Source organism: Limnobacter sp., assembly GCF_043511195.1.
Classification (GTDB): Bacteria; Pseudomonadota; Gammaproteobacteria; order Burkholderiales; family Burkholderiaceae_B; genus Limnobacter.
The window spans coordinates 2,818,537-2,836,708 of record NZ_CP121330.1 but is presented as its reverse complement, the minus strand read 5'-3'; the positions used below and the strand labels follow the sequence as shown (position 1 = coordinate 2,836,708).

17 protein-coding genes and 1 pseudogene are annotated in these 18,172 nt (G+C 53.6%); 7 read left to right on the top strand and 11 right to left on the bottom strand.

Features of this window, described 5'->3' with window-relative positions; genetic code table 11:
• Positions 1 to 339: 339 nt before the first annotated feature.
• Positions 340 to 969 carry a response regulator transcription factor gene (locus tag P0D43_RS13460; RefSeq protein ID WP_159571666.1) on the bottom strand — a complete coding sequence of 210 codons (630 nt, stop codon included), beginning with the start codon at positions 967 to 969 and terminating at the stop codon, positions 340 to 342.
• A complete protein-coding gene (locus P0D43_RS13455) occupies positions 962 to 2,500 on the bottom strand; it encodes an ATP-binding protein (protein ID WP_159571664.1) in 1,539 nt (512 codons plus the stop codon). Before P0D43_RS13455 ends, P0D43_RS13460 begins: the two co-directional genes overlap by 8 nt.
• 180 nt (positions 2,501 to 2,680) lie before the next feature.
• Here P0D43_RS13455 and P0D43_RS13450 point away from each other — a divergent pair, with 180 nt between their 5' ends.
• Genes P0D43_RS13450 through P0D43_RS13440 form a run of 3 tightly spaced genes read left to right on the top strand, consistent with a single transcriptional unit; the run spans position 2,681 to position 5,420 of the window.
• The gene (locus tag P0D43_RS13450) at positions 2,681 to 3,673 is read left to right on the top strand and encodes a CheR family methyltransferase (protein WP_394672659.1); all 993 of its coding nucleotides are present in this window, start codon (positions 2,681 to 2,683) and stop codon (positions 3,671 to 3,673) included.
• Positions 3,670 to 4,269, top strand: coding sequence for a chemoreceptor glutamine deamidase CheD (locus P0D43_RS13445; protein ID WP_341237696.1), 600 nt, complete (start codon positions 3,670 to 3,672; stop codon positions 4,267 to 4,269). The genes P0D43_RS13450 and P0D43_RS13445 overlap by 4 nt, the downstream gene beginning before the upstream one ends.
• Before the next feature lie 11 nt (positions 4,270 to 4,280).
• Entirely contained in the window at positions 4,281 to 5,420 is a 1,140-nt protein-coding gene (locus P0D43_RS13440) for a chemotaxis response regulator protein-glutamate methylesterase (protein WP_341237695.1), read from the top strand.
• Here P0D43_RS13440 and P0D43_RS13435 read toward each other — a convergent pair.
• Positions 5,403 to 7,127 carry an EAL domain-containing protein gene (locus tag P0D43_RS13435; protein WP_394672658.1) on the bottom strand — a complete coding sequence of 575 codons (1,725 nt, stop codon included), beginning with the start codon at positions 7,125 to 7,127 and terminating at the stop codon, positions 5,403 to 5,405. The genes P0D43_RS13440 and P0D43_RS13435 overlap by 18 nt on opposite strands.
• Before the next feature lie 102 nt (positions 7,128 to 7,229).
• Between P0D43_RS13435 and greB the strand changes: the two genes are divergently transcribed.
• A complete protein-coding gene (gene greB / locus P0D43_RS13430; protein ID WP_341237693.1) occupies positions 7,230 to 7,787 on the top strand; it encodes a transcription elongation factor GreB in 558 nt (185 codons plus the stop codon).
• Positions 7,788 to 8,294: 507 nt separating this feature from the next.
• Here greB and P0D43_RS13425 read toward each other — a convergent pair.
• From P0D43_RS13425 to P0D43_RS13390, 8 genes and pseudogenes are all read right to left on the bottom strand, one after another.
• A pseudogene (locus P0D43_RS13425) lies at positions 8,295 to 10,523 on the bottom strand (RelA/SpoT family protein).
• Positions 10,524 to 10,582: 59 nt separating this feature from the next.
• Positions 10,583 to 10,837: a cell division topological specificity factor MinE gene (gene minE / locus P0D43_RS13420; RefSeq protein WP_159571646.1), complete on the bottom strand. Its 255-nt coding sequence runs from the start codon at positions 10,835 to 10,837 to the stop codon at positions 10,583 to 10,585.
• A 4-nt stretch (positions 10,838 to 10,841) separates the two neighbouring features.
• Entirely contained in the window at positions 10,842 to 11,654 is an 813-nt protein-coding gene (gene minD, locus P0D43_RS13415; RefSeq protein WP_159571643.1) for a septum site-determining protein MinD, read from the bottom strand.
• A gap of 10 nt (positions 11,655 to 11,664) precedes the next feature.
• Positions 11,665 to 12,486, bottom strand: coding sequence for a septum site-determining protein MinC (gene minC, locus P0D43_RS13410; protein WP_394672657.1), 822 nt, complete (start codon positions 12,484 to 12,486; stop codon positions 11,665 to 11,667).
• Positions 12,487 to 12,603: 117 nt separating this feature from the next.
• Entirely contained in the window at positions 12,604 to 12,810 is a 207-nt protein-coding gene (gene rpoZ, locus P0D43_RS13405; protein WP_008251793.1) for a DNA-directed RNA polymerase subunit omega, read from the bottom strand.
• Positions 12,811 to 12,819: 9 nt separating this feature from the next.
• A complete protein-coding gene (gene gmk, locus P0D43_RS13400) occupies positions 12,820 to 13,467 on the bottom strand; it encodes a guanylate kinase (protein ID WP_159571638.1) in 648 nt (215 codons plus the stop codon).
• A 70-nt stretch (positions 13,468 to 13,537) separates the two neighbouring features.
• Positions 13,538 to 14,440 (bottom strand): hypothetical protein, encoded by a 903-nt coding sequence (locus P0D43_RS13395; protein WP_394672656.1) that lies wholly within the window; start codon positions 14,438 to 14,440, stop codon positions 13,538 to 13,540.
• 81 nt (positions 14,441 to 14,521) lie between these two features.
• Positions 14,522 to 15,451 (bottom strand): YicC/YloC family endoribonuclease, encoded by a 930-nt coding sequence (locus P0D43_RS13390; RefSeq protein WP_159571632.1) that lies wholly within the window; start codon positions 15,449 to 15,451, stop codon positions 14,522 to 14,524.
• A gap of 71 nt (positions 15,452 to 15,522) precedes the next feature.
• On the opposite strand from P0D43_RS13390, the gene dinB reads away from it, so the two are divergent.
• From dinB to rdgB, 3 genes are read left to right on the top strand one after another with little or no spacing between them, the layout of a single operon-like run.
• Entirely contained in the window at positions 15,523 to 16,731 is a 1,209-nt protein-coding gene (gene dinB / locus P0D43_RS13385; RefSeq protein ID WP_394673730.1) for a DNA polymerase IV, read from the top strand.
• A 38-nt stretch (positions 16,732 to 16,769) separates the two neighbouring features.
• Positions 16,770 to 17,501, top strand: a complete 732-nt coding sequence (gene rph, locus P0D43_RS13380) for a ribonuclease PH (RefSeq protein ID WP_341237410.1) — start codon at positions 16,770 to 16,772, stop codon at positions 17,499 to 17,501.
• Positions 17,502 to 17,522: 21 nt separating this feature from the next.
• Positions 17,523 to 18,152 carry an RdgB/HAM1 family non-canonical purine NTP pyrophosphatase gene (rdgB, locus tag P0D43_RS13375; protein WP_394672655.1) on the top strand — a complete coding sequence of 210 codons (630 nt, stop codon included), beginning with the start codon at positions 17,523 to 17,525 and terminating at the stop codon, positions 18,150 to 18,152.
• Positions 18,153 to 18,172: the final 20 nt, after the last annotated feature.

Below are 18,172 nucleotides of genomic sequence, written 5' to 3'. Positions count from 1 at the left end.
TCCCACTGCCGAGTTGGCTAAAACCTCCCGAGTGCGACCACTTGCAAGTTCAGCTTAGCGTCACCGGCGCCAGCGTCTCTCCACCTCCCCGCGCAGCTCACCGCTGTTCAACGCCCAATCGGCGGCGGTGTTTCGATCGCCTCGCCTTCAAGAAAACCTGCCCTTGCGTGCCGAGCAGGGCCGGTGTCGCCCGGCATGGGCGACAGAGAACGAGCCCGACCCGCTTTTTAGGAGGGTCGTTCTCAGGCATCGTAAGGCTCAGCAAGGGAGTTACAGGTTTTCAGGCGAGAGACCGGAACCTAAGCCGATCGGGCTAAACAAACCAGCGGCCGAGCAAGCTTAAATCAGTCCGTTCTCCAACGCATAGCGCGTCAGTTCACCATTGGTTTTCATGCGCATTTTCTCAAGAATCCGTGCCCGATAAACGCTCACGGTCTTGGGGCTAAGCGACAACTCATCCGCAATTTCACTCAGCTTCTTGCCCGCAGCAATCATCCGAATGGTCTGGAACTCACGATCGCTGAGGGTCGCATGCAAAGGTTTGTCTGAATCTTCAGTCAAGTGGCTGGCCAGCGATTCAGCCAGTTCAGGGGTAATGTACTTGCGGCCAGCGGCAATCACCTGAATGGCATCCACCAGTTTTTCTGGTGCTGTGTTTTTGGTCAGGTATCCCGATGCGCCCGCTTTCAGGCAGCGCACGGCGTACTGGTCCTCCGGGTGCATCGACAACATCAGGATTTTCAGGGCGGGGTATTTGTCTTTCAGAATTTTTACAATGTCCACGCCATTTTTCCCCGGCATGGAAATATCCAGAATGGCCAGGTCAACGGCATGCCCGTTCATGGCCTTCATGATTTCTGAATACTCACCCGCTTGCGCCACCACCTGCACAAATCCTGTGTCATCCAGCAATTGCTTCAGGCTTCCCCGAAGCAATGCATGGTCATCTGCCAGCAGCACCTTAATCATTTCCCGCCTCACCTGTCTGAATGCTTCTTGGTATGGAAACCATGACCGTTGTCCCGGCCCCCAGGGACCCACTGACATCGACCCAACCCTCGAAGGCTGCAACCCGTTCTTGCATGCCACGCAAGCCGAACGATGTTTCTTTTAATTTATCAGTATTCTCGATTCCGCGACCATTGTCACGGATCTCCAGTGTTAATTCACTTTCTGTAACAAACAATTCCACGTCAACCTTTGTGGCCTGCGCGTGTTTCACGATATTGGTGAGTGCTTCCTGCAGAATCCTGAACAGGGCTGTGCTTTGCTCGCTGTCCAGGTCCAGTTCATCCACGTTGCACTGAAACAGGCCTTCGATCTGCGTGCGCTTCTGGAAATCGTTCATTTGCCACTCAAGGGCAGGGATCAGGCCATAGTCCAGAATACCTGGTCGCAAATCCTTGGCAATCCGCTGGCTGCTAGCCAGCAAGTGCTCAATCAACTCCAGCATGTCAGCGAGCTTTTCCTGCGCAGCGGGGTCACCAGGTGAATTCTTGTTAAGCCACGCCACATCGGCTTTCAATTTGGTCAGGGATCCACCCATGTCATCGTGAATTTCACGGGCAATTGCACCACGCTCCTGCTCGCGTCGTTTCTCGAATTCGGTGGTGACGAGTCGCAATTCGCTTTGTGCGTTCAGCAGGCGTTCTTCAGCCTGTTTTCGATCCGAAATATCGAGCAACACGCCGTCCCAAATGAACACGTTTCCGCGTTGTTTGGCCACTGCATTCATGTAAACCCAGCGTGATTCCCGTTTGCCGTAATTCTTGATCCGACCTTCCCAACTCACGGCCACACCGGGTTTCGGAGGGTCCATCAATTGCTCAAATAGGGCCGCTGCATCGGCGGGTTCAAACTGTTCGAAAAAGTAATGCGGGTTCTCAAGAAACAGGCGGGGAGGCACGCCAAACAAGCGAACCACACCCTCGCTGACAAAAGGAACCGTGGGGCGGGGCATCGAAGGCCCCGACTGCATTTGAAAAATAATGCCAGGAATATTCTCTGCAATGGCAGCAAACCGCCGTTCGGATTCACGCTGGGCCATTTCAGCTGCAGCAAGGCTGCGCCGTTCATTCGCAGCCCTTAGCGAACGCTCAATGGCGGGCACCAAACGGGCCATTTTGTCTTTCATCAGGTAATCGTCGGCACCGGCACGCATGGCCTCCACAGCCACGTGTTCACCGATACTGCCCGACACAATAATGAAAGGAATTTCCAGCCCCGAGTCGCGCACCACGCGTAAGGCTTCCTCGGAACCAAAGCCTGGCAAATTGTGGTCAGAAATCACCACCTGCCATTCCTCGTGTTCCAGGCACTTTCTCAGGTCTTCTATGCGGTCTACTCGCGTTGCTGTGTACTTCAAGCCGCCCTGTTTCAGGCGGTAGCACATCAGCTCGAAATCCGAATCATTGTCTTCCACCACCAGAACTTTCAGTCCACCATCTGAAAAGTTGCTGATGTCCAACAATGAAGGGGGTAGTCCTTTCGATTCACTCATTGTCTGTTCGCTTGTTGTTGGTTTTTATTGTTGTGTGCAGGATCAAAGCGAGAGATAACGCCCTTTCGAGGTTTTAATCCTTGCATTATTTTATTCATCTTATCGGAACATATCAGGGTATAGAACTCATTCACGTCGGGGCACCTCCCAAATTGTGTTAACCCCGCGACAAAGGCCCTGATGAACCGACCACCCGTAAAGTTTGAATTCTCCAAGTCCACACACACCAGCGACATGGTTGCAGGTGCCAGGCAAGCCGCAGTTGCTGTGAACCGCAGTTTGTTGAGCGACGACAATGCCGATCGTGAGTTTGAATTCAACGACAAGGATTTTGCCCGTGTACGCGCACTCATTCTGAAGATTGCGGGCATTTCATTGGCACCCAGCAAACAAAGCATGGTGTACAGCCGTCTGGCCCGACGCTTGCGTGCTTGCAATCACAACCGATTCTCCACGTATCTGGATGCGCTTGAATCCAATTCAGGCAATCCGGAATGTGAGCACTTCACCAATTCGCTGACAACCAACCTGACCTCGTTTTATCGCGAGGCTCATCACTTCGAGATTCTGAAAAAGCAATTGCAATCGCTCTCGCGCAATGCCCGAATCGAGTTGTGGTGCAGTGCCGCGTCCACCGGTGAGGAGCCCTACACCATGGCGATCACGGCCATGGAAGCTTTCAACAGCATGAATCCGCCTGTGCGAATCCTTGCCACAGACATCGACACCAAAGTGCTCGAGCATGCCAAAAAGGGTGTTTACCGCATGGATCAGGTCGACAAAGTTCCGGATGAAATTCTGCGAAAGTATTTTTTGAAAGGCAAGGGCGAAAGCGAAGGGCTGATTCGTGTGCGCCCTGAAGTGCAAGCATTGTTGACATTTCGCAAGCTGAACCTGATGGACAATGTGTGGTCCCTGAGGCCCGGCTTTGACGACATTTTCTGTCGAAATGTCATGATCTATTTTGAGAAAGATGTGCAATTGCAAATCCTCAAGCGATTCGCTCCCCTGATGAATCAGAACGGCCTGTTGTATGCAGGGCACTCTGAAAATTTCGCCATGGCGCGCGACTATTTCACCTTGCGTGGTAAAACCGTGTACACCGTAAATGCCGACAAAGCAGTCAAAACCAGCACCGGCGGAGAAGGTCAGGCACGTCAGGTTACAGCATGAGCACAGGGCTGTTAATTTCACCCCCGGTAACAACTGCACCGCCCCTGGTGAAAAAAATCATCATGCCTGGTGATTATTTCGTGTCATGGGCACCCGCTGAAATCGCTACCCTGTTGGGGTCCTGCGTGTCAGCTTGCGTGTGGGACAGTCATCGAAAAATTGGCGGTCTGAATCATTTCATGTTGCCCGACTCGCCATCAGAAGCGCGCACACTAGCCGACAAAACCAAATCGCTGCGTTACGGTTTGTATGCCATGGAATGCCTGATCAACGACCTGTTGACCATGGGTGCAAAGCGGGAGCACCTCAGTGCCAAAGTATTTGGTGGCGCCAATATTACCGGCGCCTTGAACACCCAACATGTGGGTCGCCGCAATGCAGAATTCGTGATCGATTTTTTACAGAAAGACAAAATCAAAGTGGTTGCGTCTGATCTGGGTGGGCCACACAGCCGCCGTATTCGTTTCAATACCCAAACCAGCGCAGTGCGTGTAGAGCGAGTGGCCAGCGCCAACTCAGCGGCACTGCAGCAGGAAAAACGATACAGCGAAAAGATTAACAAAGACCCCGTCAATGGCGACATTGTGTTTTTCTAAGGGCTCATGTGATGAATAAAATCAAAGTGTTGGTGGTAGATGATTCGGCCTTGATCCGAAACCTGATGAGCAAAATCATCAATTCACAGCGCGACATGGAAACCGTGGCCACAGCCCCGGATCCATTTATTGCCCGAGACCAGATCAAGAAATTCAATCCCGATGTGATTACACTTGACATTGAAATGCCCAAAATGGACGGCATTGAATTTTTGGAAAAAATCATGCGCTTGCGGCCCACGCCCGTGTTGATGGTGTCTACTTTGACTGAGCGCGGAACCGACGTAACCTTTCGCGCCCTTGAACTTGGAGCTGTTGATTTCGTGACCAAACCCAAACTGGACATTAGCCAAGGCATGATCGATTATGCCAACGAAATTACCGACAAAATTCGCGCTGCCTATGCGGCCCGTTTTCGCCTGAATCGATTGCCTTCGAAGCCCGCTGCGCAGGCACCGACGGCTCAAGCTGATCCAGTCACTGGCATGGTGGTTCCAGCCGAGGCGGCCAAGCCTGTGCCCACCAACAACGCCTTGGGTAACCGCTTTGCAGCCACTGAAAAACTTGTGTTGATTGGTTCGTCTACAGGTGGTACCGAGGCCATTCGGGTCATTCTTGAACAATTGCCCAAAGACAGCCCCGCGATCTTGATTACCCAACACATGCCAGCCGGTTTTACCAAAAGTTTTGCGGACCGCTTGAACCAGGTGTGCAATATCACCGTGAAGGAAGCAGTGCATGGTGAACGCGTTTTGCCCGGCCATGCCTACATTGCACCGGGTGACAAACACCTGTTGTTGGGTCGCAGTGGTGCCAACTACATTTGCCAGTTGTCCGATTCTGAGCCAGTCAATCGTCACCGGCCATCGGTTGAAGTGCTGTTCAAGTCAGGGCAGGAAGTGTCGCCCCGCAACATTGTGGGCATCATGCTCACCGGCATGGGCAAAGACGGCGCACAGGCCATGGCCGACATGAAAAAAGCCGGTTCCTACAATATTTGCCAGGATGAGGCCAGCTCAGTGGTGTTTGGCATGCCACGGGAAGCGATCGCTTTGGGTGCAGCCGATGAAGTGGTTCCCCTGAACCAGATCGCCAGGCGCCTGCTCGACTACCTCTCTAAAATCGGAGGGCGTTCAGCCGTTCGAATTTGACCTGGTGGACAGCCAGTTTTTCAGGCTGTCCATGTCCATGGGGCGAGAAAACCAATAGCCTTGCAGCCTGTCGCAACCCATCTGAATCAGGCTTTCCCGCTGCTCTGCAGTTTCAATGCCTTCCGCATGCACAATCAGGCCCAATGCATGTGCAAGATCAATCACAGCCTTCACAATCATGTGGCTGTTTTTGTCCTCCAGCAAATCCATGACAAAACTTTTGTCGATCTTCAACACATCCACAGGCAGTTGCCGCAAGTAATTCAGCGACGCGTAACCCGTACCAAAATCATCCATCGCAATTTGCGAACCCTGTGCTTTCAGTTGGTTCAAAGCATCGACCGTGCGGGCCATGTCATCAATGGCCGCGGACTCGGTGACCTCGAACTCAATCCACTTGGGGTCCAGGCCTGCATTGCGAACGGTTTGTTGCGCTTTGGCTGGAAATTCCGGGTTAAGAAGCTGACCGGCCGAGCAATTCACCGCGCTCCACAGCATGTGGCCTTGCTGATGTAACTCAAGAACCTTCTTGCTGCTCGACTCAATCACCCAATCGCCTAGCGCATCAATCAGGCCTGAGTCCTCGGCTACTCCAATAAACTCGCTCGGCATGATCCGACCCAGTTCCGGGTGGGTCCACCTCTCCAGGGCTTCAAGTCCGCAAATGCGGCCGGTTTTAAGGTCTTCAATCGGCTGAAAGTCGAGCACCAGCTCATTGCTCTCAATGCCTTTGGCCAAACCCAGTTCAATGGTTTTGCGTCGCTTGGCCAAGTCATGAATTTCGGCATCAAGAACATTCAACAGTTCAAGTCCGCGAGACTCAATCACATGCGCCACCGATAGCGCATGGGTGACCAACTCGGCTGCATGCTGACCATGCACACCGGGGCGAGCCAGCCCCAAACGCATGTTCGGGCGAACAGCAATGTTGTCGACCGTGAACACACGGTTCAGGTTGGCTTCAAACTCGCACAGGGTGTCGGCGATCAAGGTGTTGTCTGCACTCCAGTCGAGCTTATTGGTTAGCACCACCAACACATTGTCAGACCATCTGCACAGAATGTCATGCTTAAAGGTGTCCCGAACTCGCTCCACGATTTTTTCAAGCATATTGCGCCGAATTCGCGGGTCTACTTCCGGGCGGCGTGCCTGGTTTCTGGACACATTCACGCTTAGCATGCACAGGTCATTGTCATCGCCTGAATGGGTACTCAAACCCGACAAAGTTTTCACCAAACCCTGGCGGTTCAAAAAGCCCGTGGCGGCATCAAAATAAACAGCACGCCTGTGGGCTTGCTCAAGCAATAGTTTTTCCCGGCGAAGCCTGTGCGTGTGAATTTCCCTGCGAACCGCAGGAATCAGTCGTTCGGGTTTGGATTTCTCGACATAATCGCGCACACCTTCGTGCATGGCTTGCACGCCCAGTGCGTCGTTCGCCAAACCCGAGAGCAGAATCACGGGGGTTTCAGGCCGCAGACTTTGAACTATTTCAATGGCCTTCTCGTGCGTCAGCTGGGGCATGGAATAGTCACAAATCACCAGGTCGGGCTCGATGTCGTTCAGCGTTGTTTTCAGCGTTTCCTCGCTGTGCGCATGGCGAACAATCGCTGTTTGCCAGGTTTTCACGAGTTGACGCTTGATCAATAGAAAATCATCGTCGCTGTCGTCGACAACAATGATTCTGGGCGCTTCCTGTTCTGTTGTCATTGAAGGTTTTATGATGGTGTTATTGGCAAAGAAACAGCCGCTTTCCTGTATCCTGCACACTTCTGCAGAGGCTGTCTAGTCGGGCAATTCACGAGAAAAGACATGAGCAAGGCTTTCACCAAAGAAAACGATTCAGAATTTGAGGACGATGGCCCCGACGCAGGCCCCGCACTTCCCCAAGGCTTGAAAAATTACATCACGCCAAAAGGCTATCGCCGTTTGCGCGATGAGCTGACTCATCTTGTGAAAATTGAACGACCCGAGGTGGTTTCGGTGGTGTCTTGGGCGGCCTCCAATGGCGATCGTTCTGAAAATGGCGATTATCTGTACGGTAAAAAACGTTTGCGTGAAATCGATCGCCGAATTCGTTTTCTCACCAAGCGCACTGAAATTGCCGAGGTGGTAGACCCCGCCACGCAGCAAGAACTCGAGAGTATTTTCTTCGGTGCCACGGTCACCTATATCAACTCAAAAGGTGATGAACTCACTGTGAAAATTGTGGGCGTTGATGAAGTGGATACTGCCAAAGGACATATCAGCTGGATTTCGCCTGTGGCGCGTGCGCTGTTAAAAGCGAAAGAGGGTGATGTGGTGTACCTGATGACGCCGGGTGGTCGGGATGAGCTTGAGATTGTCGAAGTGCAGTATGTGATCGACTGACTCTTGATCTGAACTTGAAGGGTCACCGCAGTGGTTTCTTGCCACCTCGGCGTGGGTTACTTGTGCCGCACTGAAAACCGCTGAATCCCTTTTTGAAATTCCCCCTGACTCACCTCGCTCGGCAAAAGGGCGGGCCGAGTCTCGGTGCCGGCCAATGGCCGACCGTTGCGGTTGAATTCAAACGGGGCGGTTTTCTTGAAGTGCGCCCCAAGCAATCCCACTGCCGAGTTGGCTTAAACCTCCCAATCGGCGGCGGTGTTTCGATCGCCTCGCCTTCAAGAAAACCTGCCCTTGCGTGCCGAGCAGGGCCGGTGTCGCCCGGCATGGGCGACAGAGAACGAGCCCGACCCGCTTTTTAGGAGGGTCGTTCTCAGGTATCGAAAGGCTCAGCAAGGGAGTTACAGGTTTTCAGGCGAGAGATCGGAACCCAAGCCGATCGGGCAGTTAACCAGCGTTCGAGCGAACGACAAGACAACCCAAGCCGATCGGGCTATTCAAACCAGAAGGTCAGTGTGTCGCAGTGTCAGCAACAGGCAAGCGCACCTTGGCAAAAGCACGACCTTTCACACGGGTCACACGCTCCACGTATTCAAGCCTGCGCAGCGCCATCAAGATGCGCGCCAAGTGCACACGGTCAGTCACCTGAATGGTGAAGTGCAACAGCTTGCGGTAGGCCGTTTCATCGCTCATGGTCAGGTTGGTAATGTTGGCACCTGCATCAGACAAGGTGGCTGCAATAGTGGCCAAAGCGCCTTTCTCGTTCACAGCCTGCAAGTCAACATTGACGTCGAATGGGCGTGTAATTTCCGGTGACCACTGCACATCAGTCCAGCGCTCGGGTTCTTTGCGAATTTGTTTGCGGGCGGTTTCGCATTCATCGGTGTGAATGATCAGGCCCGAGCCTTTTCGCACATATCCAATAATGTGATCCCCGGGAATCGGCAAACAACAGGGTGCGCGTTGAACCGACATGCCTTCTCCACCGTGAATCATAATCGGCACTCGCGGCTCACCGGTATTGGCAACTTGCGCATCCACCCGCGCATCTGCACGGCCCATGGCAATCAGCACTCGGCGGGCAACAACAGGGGCCACACGGCGACCTGCGCCAACATCAGCCAGAAGTTCATCGCGGGTGCTGACCTGTGAATCTTTTTGCAAACGGTCCCACACCTCATTGCTCAAATGTTCCAGCTTGATTTGGTCCGCTTCCAAAGCCTGTTCCAGCAGTCGGCTTCCCAGGCGAACAGTTTCTTCAAGATTCATCGACTTCAAATAGTGACGAATCTCGGACCGGGCCTTGCCTGAACGCACAAAGCCCAGCCAAACCGGGTTGGGGCGGCTGTGTGGGGCTGTAATAATTTCAACCACATCGCCGCTTTTCAAAATGGTGCGCAACGGTTCGATCACCTGATTAACCCGTGCGGCCACGCAATGGTTGCCCACATCGGTGTGCACTGCATACGCGAAATCGACCACAGTGGCTCCCCGGGGCAGACTCATGATCTTGCCGTTGGGGGTGAACACGTACACCGCATCGGGGAACAGGTCCACCTTGATGTGTTCGAGAAACTCGGCTGAATCGCCGGTTTGGTTTTGAATGTCGAGCAGGCTTTGCAGCAGGCGGTGGGTTTGGGTTTGAATGGTGTTCAGCGCCTCGCCTTCGCCTTTGTACAGCCAGTGCGAAGCCACGCCTTTTTCAGCCACTTGGTGCATTTCTTCGGTGCGAATCTGGAATTCAACCGGTGTGCCATAAGGGCCCAGCAAGGTTGTGTGCAAACTTTGGTAGCCGTTCAGCTTCGGGATCGCAATGTAGTCTTTGAACTTGCCCGGTACGGGCTTGAACAGCTGGTGCAACATGCCCATGGCCATGTAACAGCCGGGCATGTCTTTCACCACCACCCGGAAACCGTACACATCGAGCACCTGCGAAAAGCTCAGGCGCTTTTCAATCATTTTGCGGTAAATGCCGTACAGCGCTTTTTCTCGACCAAACACTTGGCACTCAATGCTGGCGTCGTCCAGGCATTTTTCTACCGCTTCCAGAATTTTGCTGACCACCTCGCGGCGGTTACCACGCGCTGCCAGCACCGCTTATTTCAGCACCTCATAGCGCATGGGGTAGGCATGCTGAAAGCTAAGTTCTTGCAGTTCGCGGAAGATTTCATTCAAGCCCAGTCGGTGGGCAATGGGCGCGTAAATTTCGAGGGTTTCTAAGGCAATGCGGCGTTTCTTGGCGGGACTCATAATGTCGAGCGTTCGCATATTGTGCAAACGGTCGGCCAACTTCACCAAAATAACGCGCAGGTCGCGGGCCATGGCCAGCAACATTTTGCGGAAGTTCTCGGCCTGGGCTTCTTCCCTGGAAGAAAACTCCATTTTGTCGAGCTTGGAAAGCCCATCCACCAAATCGGCCACTGATCCGCCGAAGCGCTCGATCAAATCTTCCTTGGTGGTGCCAGAATCCTCCATCACATCGTGAAGCAGGGCGGCTTGAATGGCTTGGCTGTCCAGGCGCCAGCTGGCGCAAAGTTCAGCCACAGCAATGGGGTGGGTTACGTAAGGCTCACCTGTGGCGCGGAATTGCCCCAGGTGTGCAACGTCAGAAAACTTGTAAGCCTCGCGAACACGCCGAATCTCTGCCTCGGGTAAATATGTCGAGGCAAGTCCTATTAGCTGTGCGATAGAGACCACGTCGGGTCGGTTTGGCTCAGGTTGAAGTTCTCTGGCTTGCATTGCCCCCCGCATTTTGTACCACTCTTACAACTTTAACTACGATCTTCTATTGTGCAGTCTTACTTCTGGTCCGGCAAGACGATATTGACTTCCAACATCTCCATATTGCCTTGTTTTTGAAGGTTAAACTTCACATCTTCTTGATCAATTTTGACGTATTTGGCGATCACCTGCATCAATTCGTCCCGCATTTGGGGCAAAAAGTCGGGGCCGTCCTGATCTACACGTTCGCGCGCGATAATCAAAGACAGTCGTTCTTTTGCAACATTGGCAGACTTTTTCTTCTCGCCAAACAGCATGCTCAGTAATGACATCACCTTAACCTCCAAACAAGCGTTTCAGCAGGCTGGGCTTTTCGTAGTCCACAAACTGCAGCGGTTTGGTTTCGCCCAGAAAGCGAGAAATACAGTCTTGGTAGGCCAAAGCTGCATCGTTTTCCTCGGCGTGAATTACAGGCATACCTTGGTTGGAAGCCTGCAACACGGTTTCACTTTCAGGAATAACACCCAGTAGCGGCACACGCAACAGGTCGGCCACATCCGAATAGCTTAGCATTTCGCCATCGGCTGCACGCTTGGCGGAATACCGGGTAATGAGCAGGTGCTCCTTCACGGGTTCGCCGCCTTCTTTGGCGCGCTTGCTTTTCGCCTGCAAAATGCCAATGATGCGGTCGGAATCGCGAACCGACGACACTTCCGGGTTGGTCACAACAATCGCTTCGTCGGCGAATGTCAATGCCATCACTGCGCCGCGTTCAATGCCGGCGGGGCTGTCACACACAATGTACTCAAAGCCCATTTCGATCAGGTCTTTGATTACTTTTTCCACGCCTTCTTCGGTCAAAGCGTCTTTGTCCCGGGTTTGGGAGGCGGGCAAAATCGACAACATTGGGCAATGTTTGTCTTTAATCAGGGTTTGCTGCAAATTGGCTTCGCCGTTGATCACATTGACCAGGTCGTAAACCACGCGGCGTTCACAACCCATGATCAGGTCAAGGTTGCGCAAGCCCACGTCAAAGTCGATCACTACCGTTTTAAAACCACGCAAGGCAAGGCCTGCGGCAAAACTTGCGCTGGTAGTTGTTTTACCAACGCCACCCTTACCGGATGTAACAACAATGACTCGACTCACAAATGGTCTCCTAGCGGATGTTGATGGCTTTGAGTCGCAATACTGCCGGCTCGGTGCCATGGTCAAGATGAATTAATGTAGGTTTGGATCGGTTTTCTTCAGGAAAACCGCCCTCGAATGTTAAGTAGTAACCCGCCACGGCCACCAGTTCCGCTTCGAAGCTGGTGGAAATGATGCGGGCTTGGGTGTCTCCTGCTGCACCGGCCAGCGCGCGCCCCCGCAACACTCCGTAAACGTGCACATTGCCATCTGCGATGACTTCAGCGCCAGCAGACACCTGTCCCATGACAATCAGATCGGCGCCTTGGGCATAAATTTTTTGGCCACTGCGCACGGGTTGATCGATCACCATGGTGCGGCGGGCCTTGTCGAAACTGGGCACAGCCGGGTGGGTGGCTTGCTCGGAATCGGCTTTTTGTACGGTGCTTGCTTTGGCAGGTGCTTCCGGTTCGGGCGCGGCCACAGCAGTTGGGGCCCCAGCAGGCGCTGGCTCGGCAAGATCCGCTTGCCCAACTTCGAACCGAAGGCCCAGTTCTTCGGCTTGAGCCTCAAGGGTTTCGTTTTGGCCTCGCACCTCAACCAGCAGCACGCCGGCGGCCTTGAGCATGTCAGCGTAGGCTTTTAATTCAATGCCATGTTCAGTCAGTTCGGTGTCATTCCAGGCGGAAAAGTCGAGCACAGCCGGTTCGGCAGAGTACACGCCGGGGGTGGGGCCAAGTCGTTTTTTCAGGGCATCGAGGCTTTCTTGCAGTGGCGCAGGGCGCAAGGCAATGGTCACAGCCTTGATTTTGGCGAATTTGATGTCCAGCGGTGCTGAAGAAGGTTTGTTCAAGGTAATCGAAGTCCGGGGATGCTGAGCTATCGGGCAGCTGAGTTTTCAGTCAATTTTACGAACAAAGCCCGAGCCGTGTGCCGGTCTCGGGCTTTTTTGAATGCAACCTTGCCCGGATTAAATGGGCACGCGTTTCAACATTTCGATACCGATTTCACCAGCAGCGATTTCACGCAGGGCGGTTACTGTTGGCTTGTCTTTGTCGGACTTTACTTTGGGTGTGTGGCCTTGGGCCAGCATGCGGGCGCGGTAAGTGGCGCACAGGGCCATGTCGAAACGGTTAGGGATCTTTTTCAAGCAATCTTCAACGGTGATGCGGGCCATCTGGTGTCCTTACAGTCCAATACTTTTGAGTTGCGCCCCGTGGCGCGCCATTTGCTGATTGAAACGGCAACGGGATGCGAAGACGATCGATTTCAGCTCCAACAGAGCCTGCGTGAAATCATCGTTAAGGATAACATAATCAAAGCGCCTCGCCTGCTCGATCTCGAGTTGTGCGGCACCCATTCGCTTCAAAATCACCTCTTCCGTGTCTGTGCCCCGTCCGCGAAGCCGTTTTTCGAGTTCCTCGATGCTGGGGGGAAGAATAAAGATGGACACCACATTCTCTACCTTGCGCACCACTTGTTCGGCGCCTTGCCAGTCAATTTCAAGCAGCACATCGCGGTCAATGGCCATTTGCCCTTCAACCCAGGCGCGCGATGTACCGTAATAGTTGCCATGTACGTGCGCCCATTCCAGAAAGCCGTCCTGGTCGCGAACCGCTTCAAATTCATGTTGGGAAATGAAATGGTAGTCTTTGCCGTCCACCTCGCCAGGGCGTGCCTTGCGGGTTGTGTTGGATATGGACAGGCCTATGCCCTGAACTTCAGCCAGTAGCGCCTTTACCAGCGACGATTTGCCCGCCCCAGAGGGGGCGCTGACAATAAACAGGCTTCCAGAATACTGTGGCGTGTGCTGGGGTTGGGCCAAGGCAGTCATGTGGTCTTCACAGATTGATCAACAAGCCGTGATTCTATTGGATTTCCCGTGCACTCGCCATGTTGACCGTTTATTCAGCGGGCTTGGCATGCTCGGTCAAAACAAACCAGGGCTTGGTGGATGTCTCGTCGCCGAACCCTGAGCCTTTGCTGACTTTGTAGCTTGAAATGGGCGCAGCAATCCACTCACGTTCATTGGGCAGCAATGCACTTGAAACGGATACGTCTTTGGCCAACTCGGATTGAACGATGCAACTGACTGTGCCAAACACGCTGGGAATCAGGGGGCCGGCAGAGTCATTTCGCTTGCTCATGCTCAGAAAATAGTCGGGTGTAAAAGGTTTGCCGGTTTTCTCTGCCTCTAGCATGGCCTGAAACATGGGGGATGCAGGTTTCAGATTGTGTTGCGCTTCAGAGGACTGCACAGGCAATGCATTCAGAAAACTGACCAGCACAAGGCTACGGTCCAGCAGGTCCGAGTGCGATTGAGGCTCACCCTTGAATTCACCCCGCAAGAACTGATTCATTTGACTTGAGTAGCCATCGGTTGCGATGTAATCCCGAAGCACGCACCGTTCTGCGGTGCTGACCGGGTGCGCAATTGGGCCTTCTTTGGGTACATTGGGCAAGATTGACGGGGCTGAAAGTACCTCGATTCGCTCTTGTGCCGACAAGGTATTCTCAAATTTGTAGTGATCACCCACCTTTATTCTGGGAATTTCACCCTGGCTGGAATTGCCAATTTCCAAACGACCGCTTTTGATGAGGTTCATGTCTGCCAGTTTTTCCTGGCCTACCCTGAACTGCGTCAACTCGCTGCGTTGCATGCGCAGTGTAGGGTGAAATATCAAAGCCTGTGCACTACCTGCTTGCCCTTTTGCCACCAAAAGCAGGCCTGCGATTCGCGGGTCTTTGGCGGCTTGGGGTAACACGTGTTTCAGGATTTGGTTAAGCAGCGAAATGGGTGTGGTCATTGGGCACGGTCTCGAACAGGGGTAAGTTCGATTGGGTGCCCAAGTATTCAGATTGGTTCAGTTCAGTACCAAATTCAGTGTTTATTCAATGTTCTGAACTTGCTCGCGGAACTGTTCAACCAAAACCTTTAAATCAATGCTGGCTTGGGTTTGGGCAATGGCGTGGGCTTTGCTGCCCAGTGTATTGGCTTCACGGTTCAATTCCTGGGTTACAAAGTCCAGTCGTTTGCCAATAACCCCACCTTTTTTCAAAATGCGGCGCACCTCGGTGAAGTGGGTTTGAAGCCGTTCTACTTCCTCTTTCACATCAATGCGCACACTGTGCAGCGCCACTTCGTGTTTGATGCGTTCTTCAAGGTCTTCCACGGTTAAGTGGCCGGCTTTGTCATTGATGATTTTGTCGAAGGCCTCGGTCATGCGTTCCCGAATTTTGCCCTCGTAGTGGGCCAAAAACTGGGGCAGCATGGGTAGCAGGCTGTTCACAATGGTTTCCATGCCGTCTACTTTTTCCAGCAATACAGTGGCAAGGCCAGCGCCTTCGCGCTCGCGGCTTTGTTTCATTGCATCAATGGCTTGGTCGCACAAGGCTGAAATGGTCTCTTGCAGTTCTTCACCACTCAGGCTGTTGTCTTCAACCACACCGGGCCAGTTCAACACCTCGGTAATGCGAAAGCCGTTCGCCTTGGGCAAGGCACTTTGAATGCTGGCTTCAAGGGCGGCCAGTTGTTTAACCTGCTCAAGATCTACTTTGGGAATTCTTTTCTCGCCTTCGGCACGCCCCCATGAAATGCGGCACTCCACTTTGCCCCGGCTCAAGGTATTCATCAGCTTTTCGCGAATCAGTGGTTCAACCGTGCGCAGGTCGTCGGCCATGCGAAAGTTCAGGTCCAGAAAACGGGAATTCACGCTGCGCAATTCCATGCTTAAGGTGCCAGCACGGGTGGTGCTTTGCGCGTTGGCAAAGCCTGTCATGCTGTGTACTGCGGCGGTGTTTTTGCTGTCCTTGCTCATTTGCGGCCTGTGCGTGTGTGTCGGTGGTGCATGGATTGTAAACTCTGGACTGGTGCTTGTTTTCTGTGGGGGTGTTTTTGTCGGGTCGAATCATTGCCCATTTGGACATGGACGCCTTCTACGCCAATGCTGAACTGGTGCGCAACCCAGCCTTGCGGGGTTTGCCTGTGGCTGTGGGTGGTCGCCGTGGCATGCAGCCACTGCCAGGTCAGCAATTCCCAACCCTTGCGCAGTACGAGGGGCGCGGGGTGTTGACCACCGCCAATTACGAAGCGCGCGCATTGGGGTTGCACTCGGCCATGCCCACCATGAAAGCCGCCAAGCTGGCGCCCCACGCCATTTTATTGCCAGCCGATTTTGATTGGTACAAAACACTCTCGCGCCAATTCAAGGCCGCTGTGCGTGAATTGGCTCCGAACGTAGAGGACCGGGGAATTGATGAAATTTACATTGATTTAACCGAGGAAACTTCGGGTGATTTTGACGTGGCCATTGACTTGGCCCGGCAATTGAAGGCGGTCGTGACCAATGCCACTGGCGGCATGACCTGTTCGGTTGGGCTGTCTGAAAACAAGCTGACGTCCAAAATATGCTCTGACCTTCAAAAACCGAATGGACTCAGCGTGGCCCGCCCCGATCAGTTTCAGGAAATGATCTGGCCCTTGCCCGTTGGCAAAATCAACGGGGTGGGGCCCAAGGCACAGGAAAAGCTGAAAGCCATGGGCGTGAACAGCATTGCCGAGCTGGCCGCCCAACCCCTTGACTTGCTTCGGGAGCGTTTTGGTGAAAGCTATGGCTTGTGGATGCATGAAAGTGCCAATGGCATTGATCTCAGGCCAGTGACGCTGTATTCCGAGCCGAAAAGCATTAGCCGTGAAACCACGTTTGAGAATGACATGCATGTGCGCAGGCATCGGGACCAACTCACGCAGGTATTGACTCACCTGGCCGACAAACTGGCGCAAGACTTGGCCCGCAAGCAGCGCCTTGCAAAAACCATCGGTGTGAAAGTGCGCTTTGCAGATTTCAAATCGTTAACCCGCGATGTAACCACGGGCTTGACGACGAGTACAGCGGATGAAATTCTGCAAGCCGCGCGAGCCTGCCTGAAAAAAATTCCTTTTGAACAGAAAGGGGCACATTCAACCATTCGATTGCTCGGTATCAAGGCCAGTCACCTGATTACACCCGCCGATGCAGCGCTTGAGCAGGCTGCACAGGAAAACCGCCGCAGCAAAGGGCAGGCCCAGTTATTTCTCGACCTTGAAGATGCGCCATAATGCGGGCACGACAATTGGTTATGCACTGGAGAATTTGAATGACTACCACCACAGCCCGCCCCGATGGACGAAGCCCCCACGCCCTGCGAAAAATCAGCCTTGAGCGCAATTACACCAAGCATGCTGAGGGTTCGGTCATGGTGCGTTTTGGCGATACGCATGTGTTGTGTACCTGCAGTATTGAAGACAAGGTTCCTGGCTTTTTGAAAGGTCAAAACCAGGGTTGGTTGACCGCCGAGTACGGCATGTTGCCCCGTTCAACCCATTCCCGCATGGACCGTGAAGCGGCCCGTGGCAAACAAAGTGGCCGCACCCAGGAAATTCAGCGTTTGATTGGCCGCGCCCTGCGTGCTGCGGTTGATTTGAACAAACTGGGCGAACGCACCTTGAAAATTGATTGCGATGTGATTCAGGCCGATGGCGGCACACGCACCGCATCCATTACCGGTGCCATGGTGGCCGTGGCCGATGCAATCGGCAAATTGATGGCCAGTGGTGCATTGGCCGAAAGCCCGATCAAACAATTTGTTGCTGCGGTTTCAGTGGGCGTGGTCAATGGCCAGGTGGCACTCGATTTGAATTACGACGAAGACTCCACCTGCGAAACAGACCTGAATGTGGTGATGACCGAGAAGGGCGGTTTTGTGGAAGTGCAGGGCACAGCCGAAGGTGAGGCTTTCAGCCGGGACGAATTGAATGGCATGCTCGATTCCGCAGCAGCCGGTATCGCTGAATTGGTTCGCTTGCAGAAAGCAGCACTTGCCGCTTGACCCGCAGGAAGGAAAAACGTCATGGCATTGAACAAGGAATGGGTGCTGGCCAGCGGCAACAAAGGCAAGCTGCGTGAATTTCAGGACCTGTTTGCCCCTTGGGGCGTGAACTGGGTTGCCCAAGGTGAACTGGGTGTTCCCGATGCGGACGAGCCCTTTCACACCTTTGTTGAAAATGCATTAACCAAGGCACGGCATGCCAGCCGCCTGACCGGGCGCCCCGCGCTGGCCGACGATTCTGGCTTGTGCGTGCCTGCCATTGCTGGCGCACCAGGTGTGTTGTCGGCCCGCTATGCCACTTTGTTTGGGCAGGAAAAAAGCGACGCCAACAACAATGCTTGCCTGGTTGAACAGCTTAAAGGTGTTGAAGATCGGCGCGCTTATTTTGTGTGCGCCATGGTTTGGGTGGCCCATGCCGACGACCCCACACCCACCATTGCCCAAAAAATGTGGTGGGGCGAAGTGATCGACGTGCCGCAGGGTGAACATGGATTTGGTTACGACCCGCATTTCTGGCTTCCTGAACACCAATGCACTGCCGCGCAAATGCCCAAAGAATTGAAAAACAGATTCAGCCACCGTGCGCAGGCCACACAGGCCTTGCTTGTTGAGTTGCAACAGCGCCTGGGTTTAAAGAAGGTGGGTGCCTAAGTGGAACAGGGCAAGGGCGA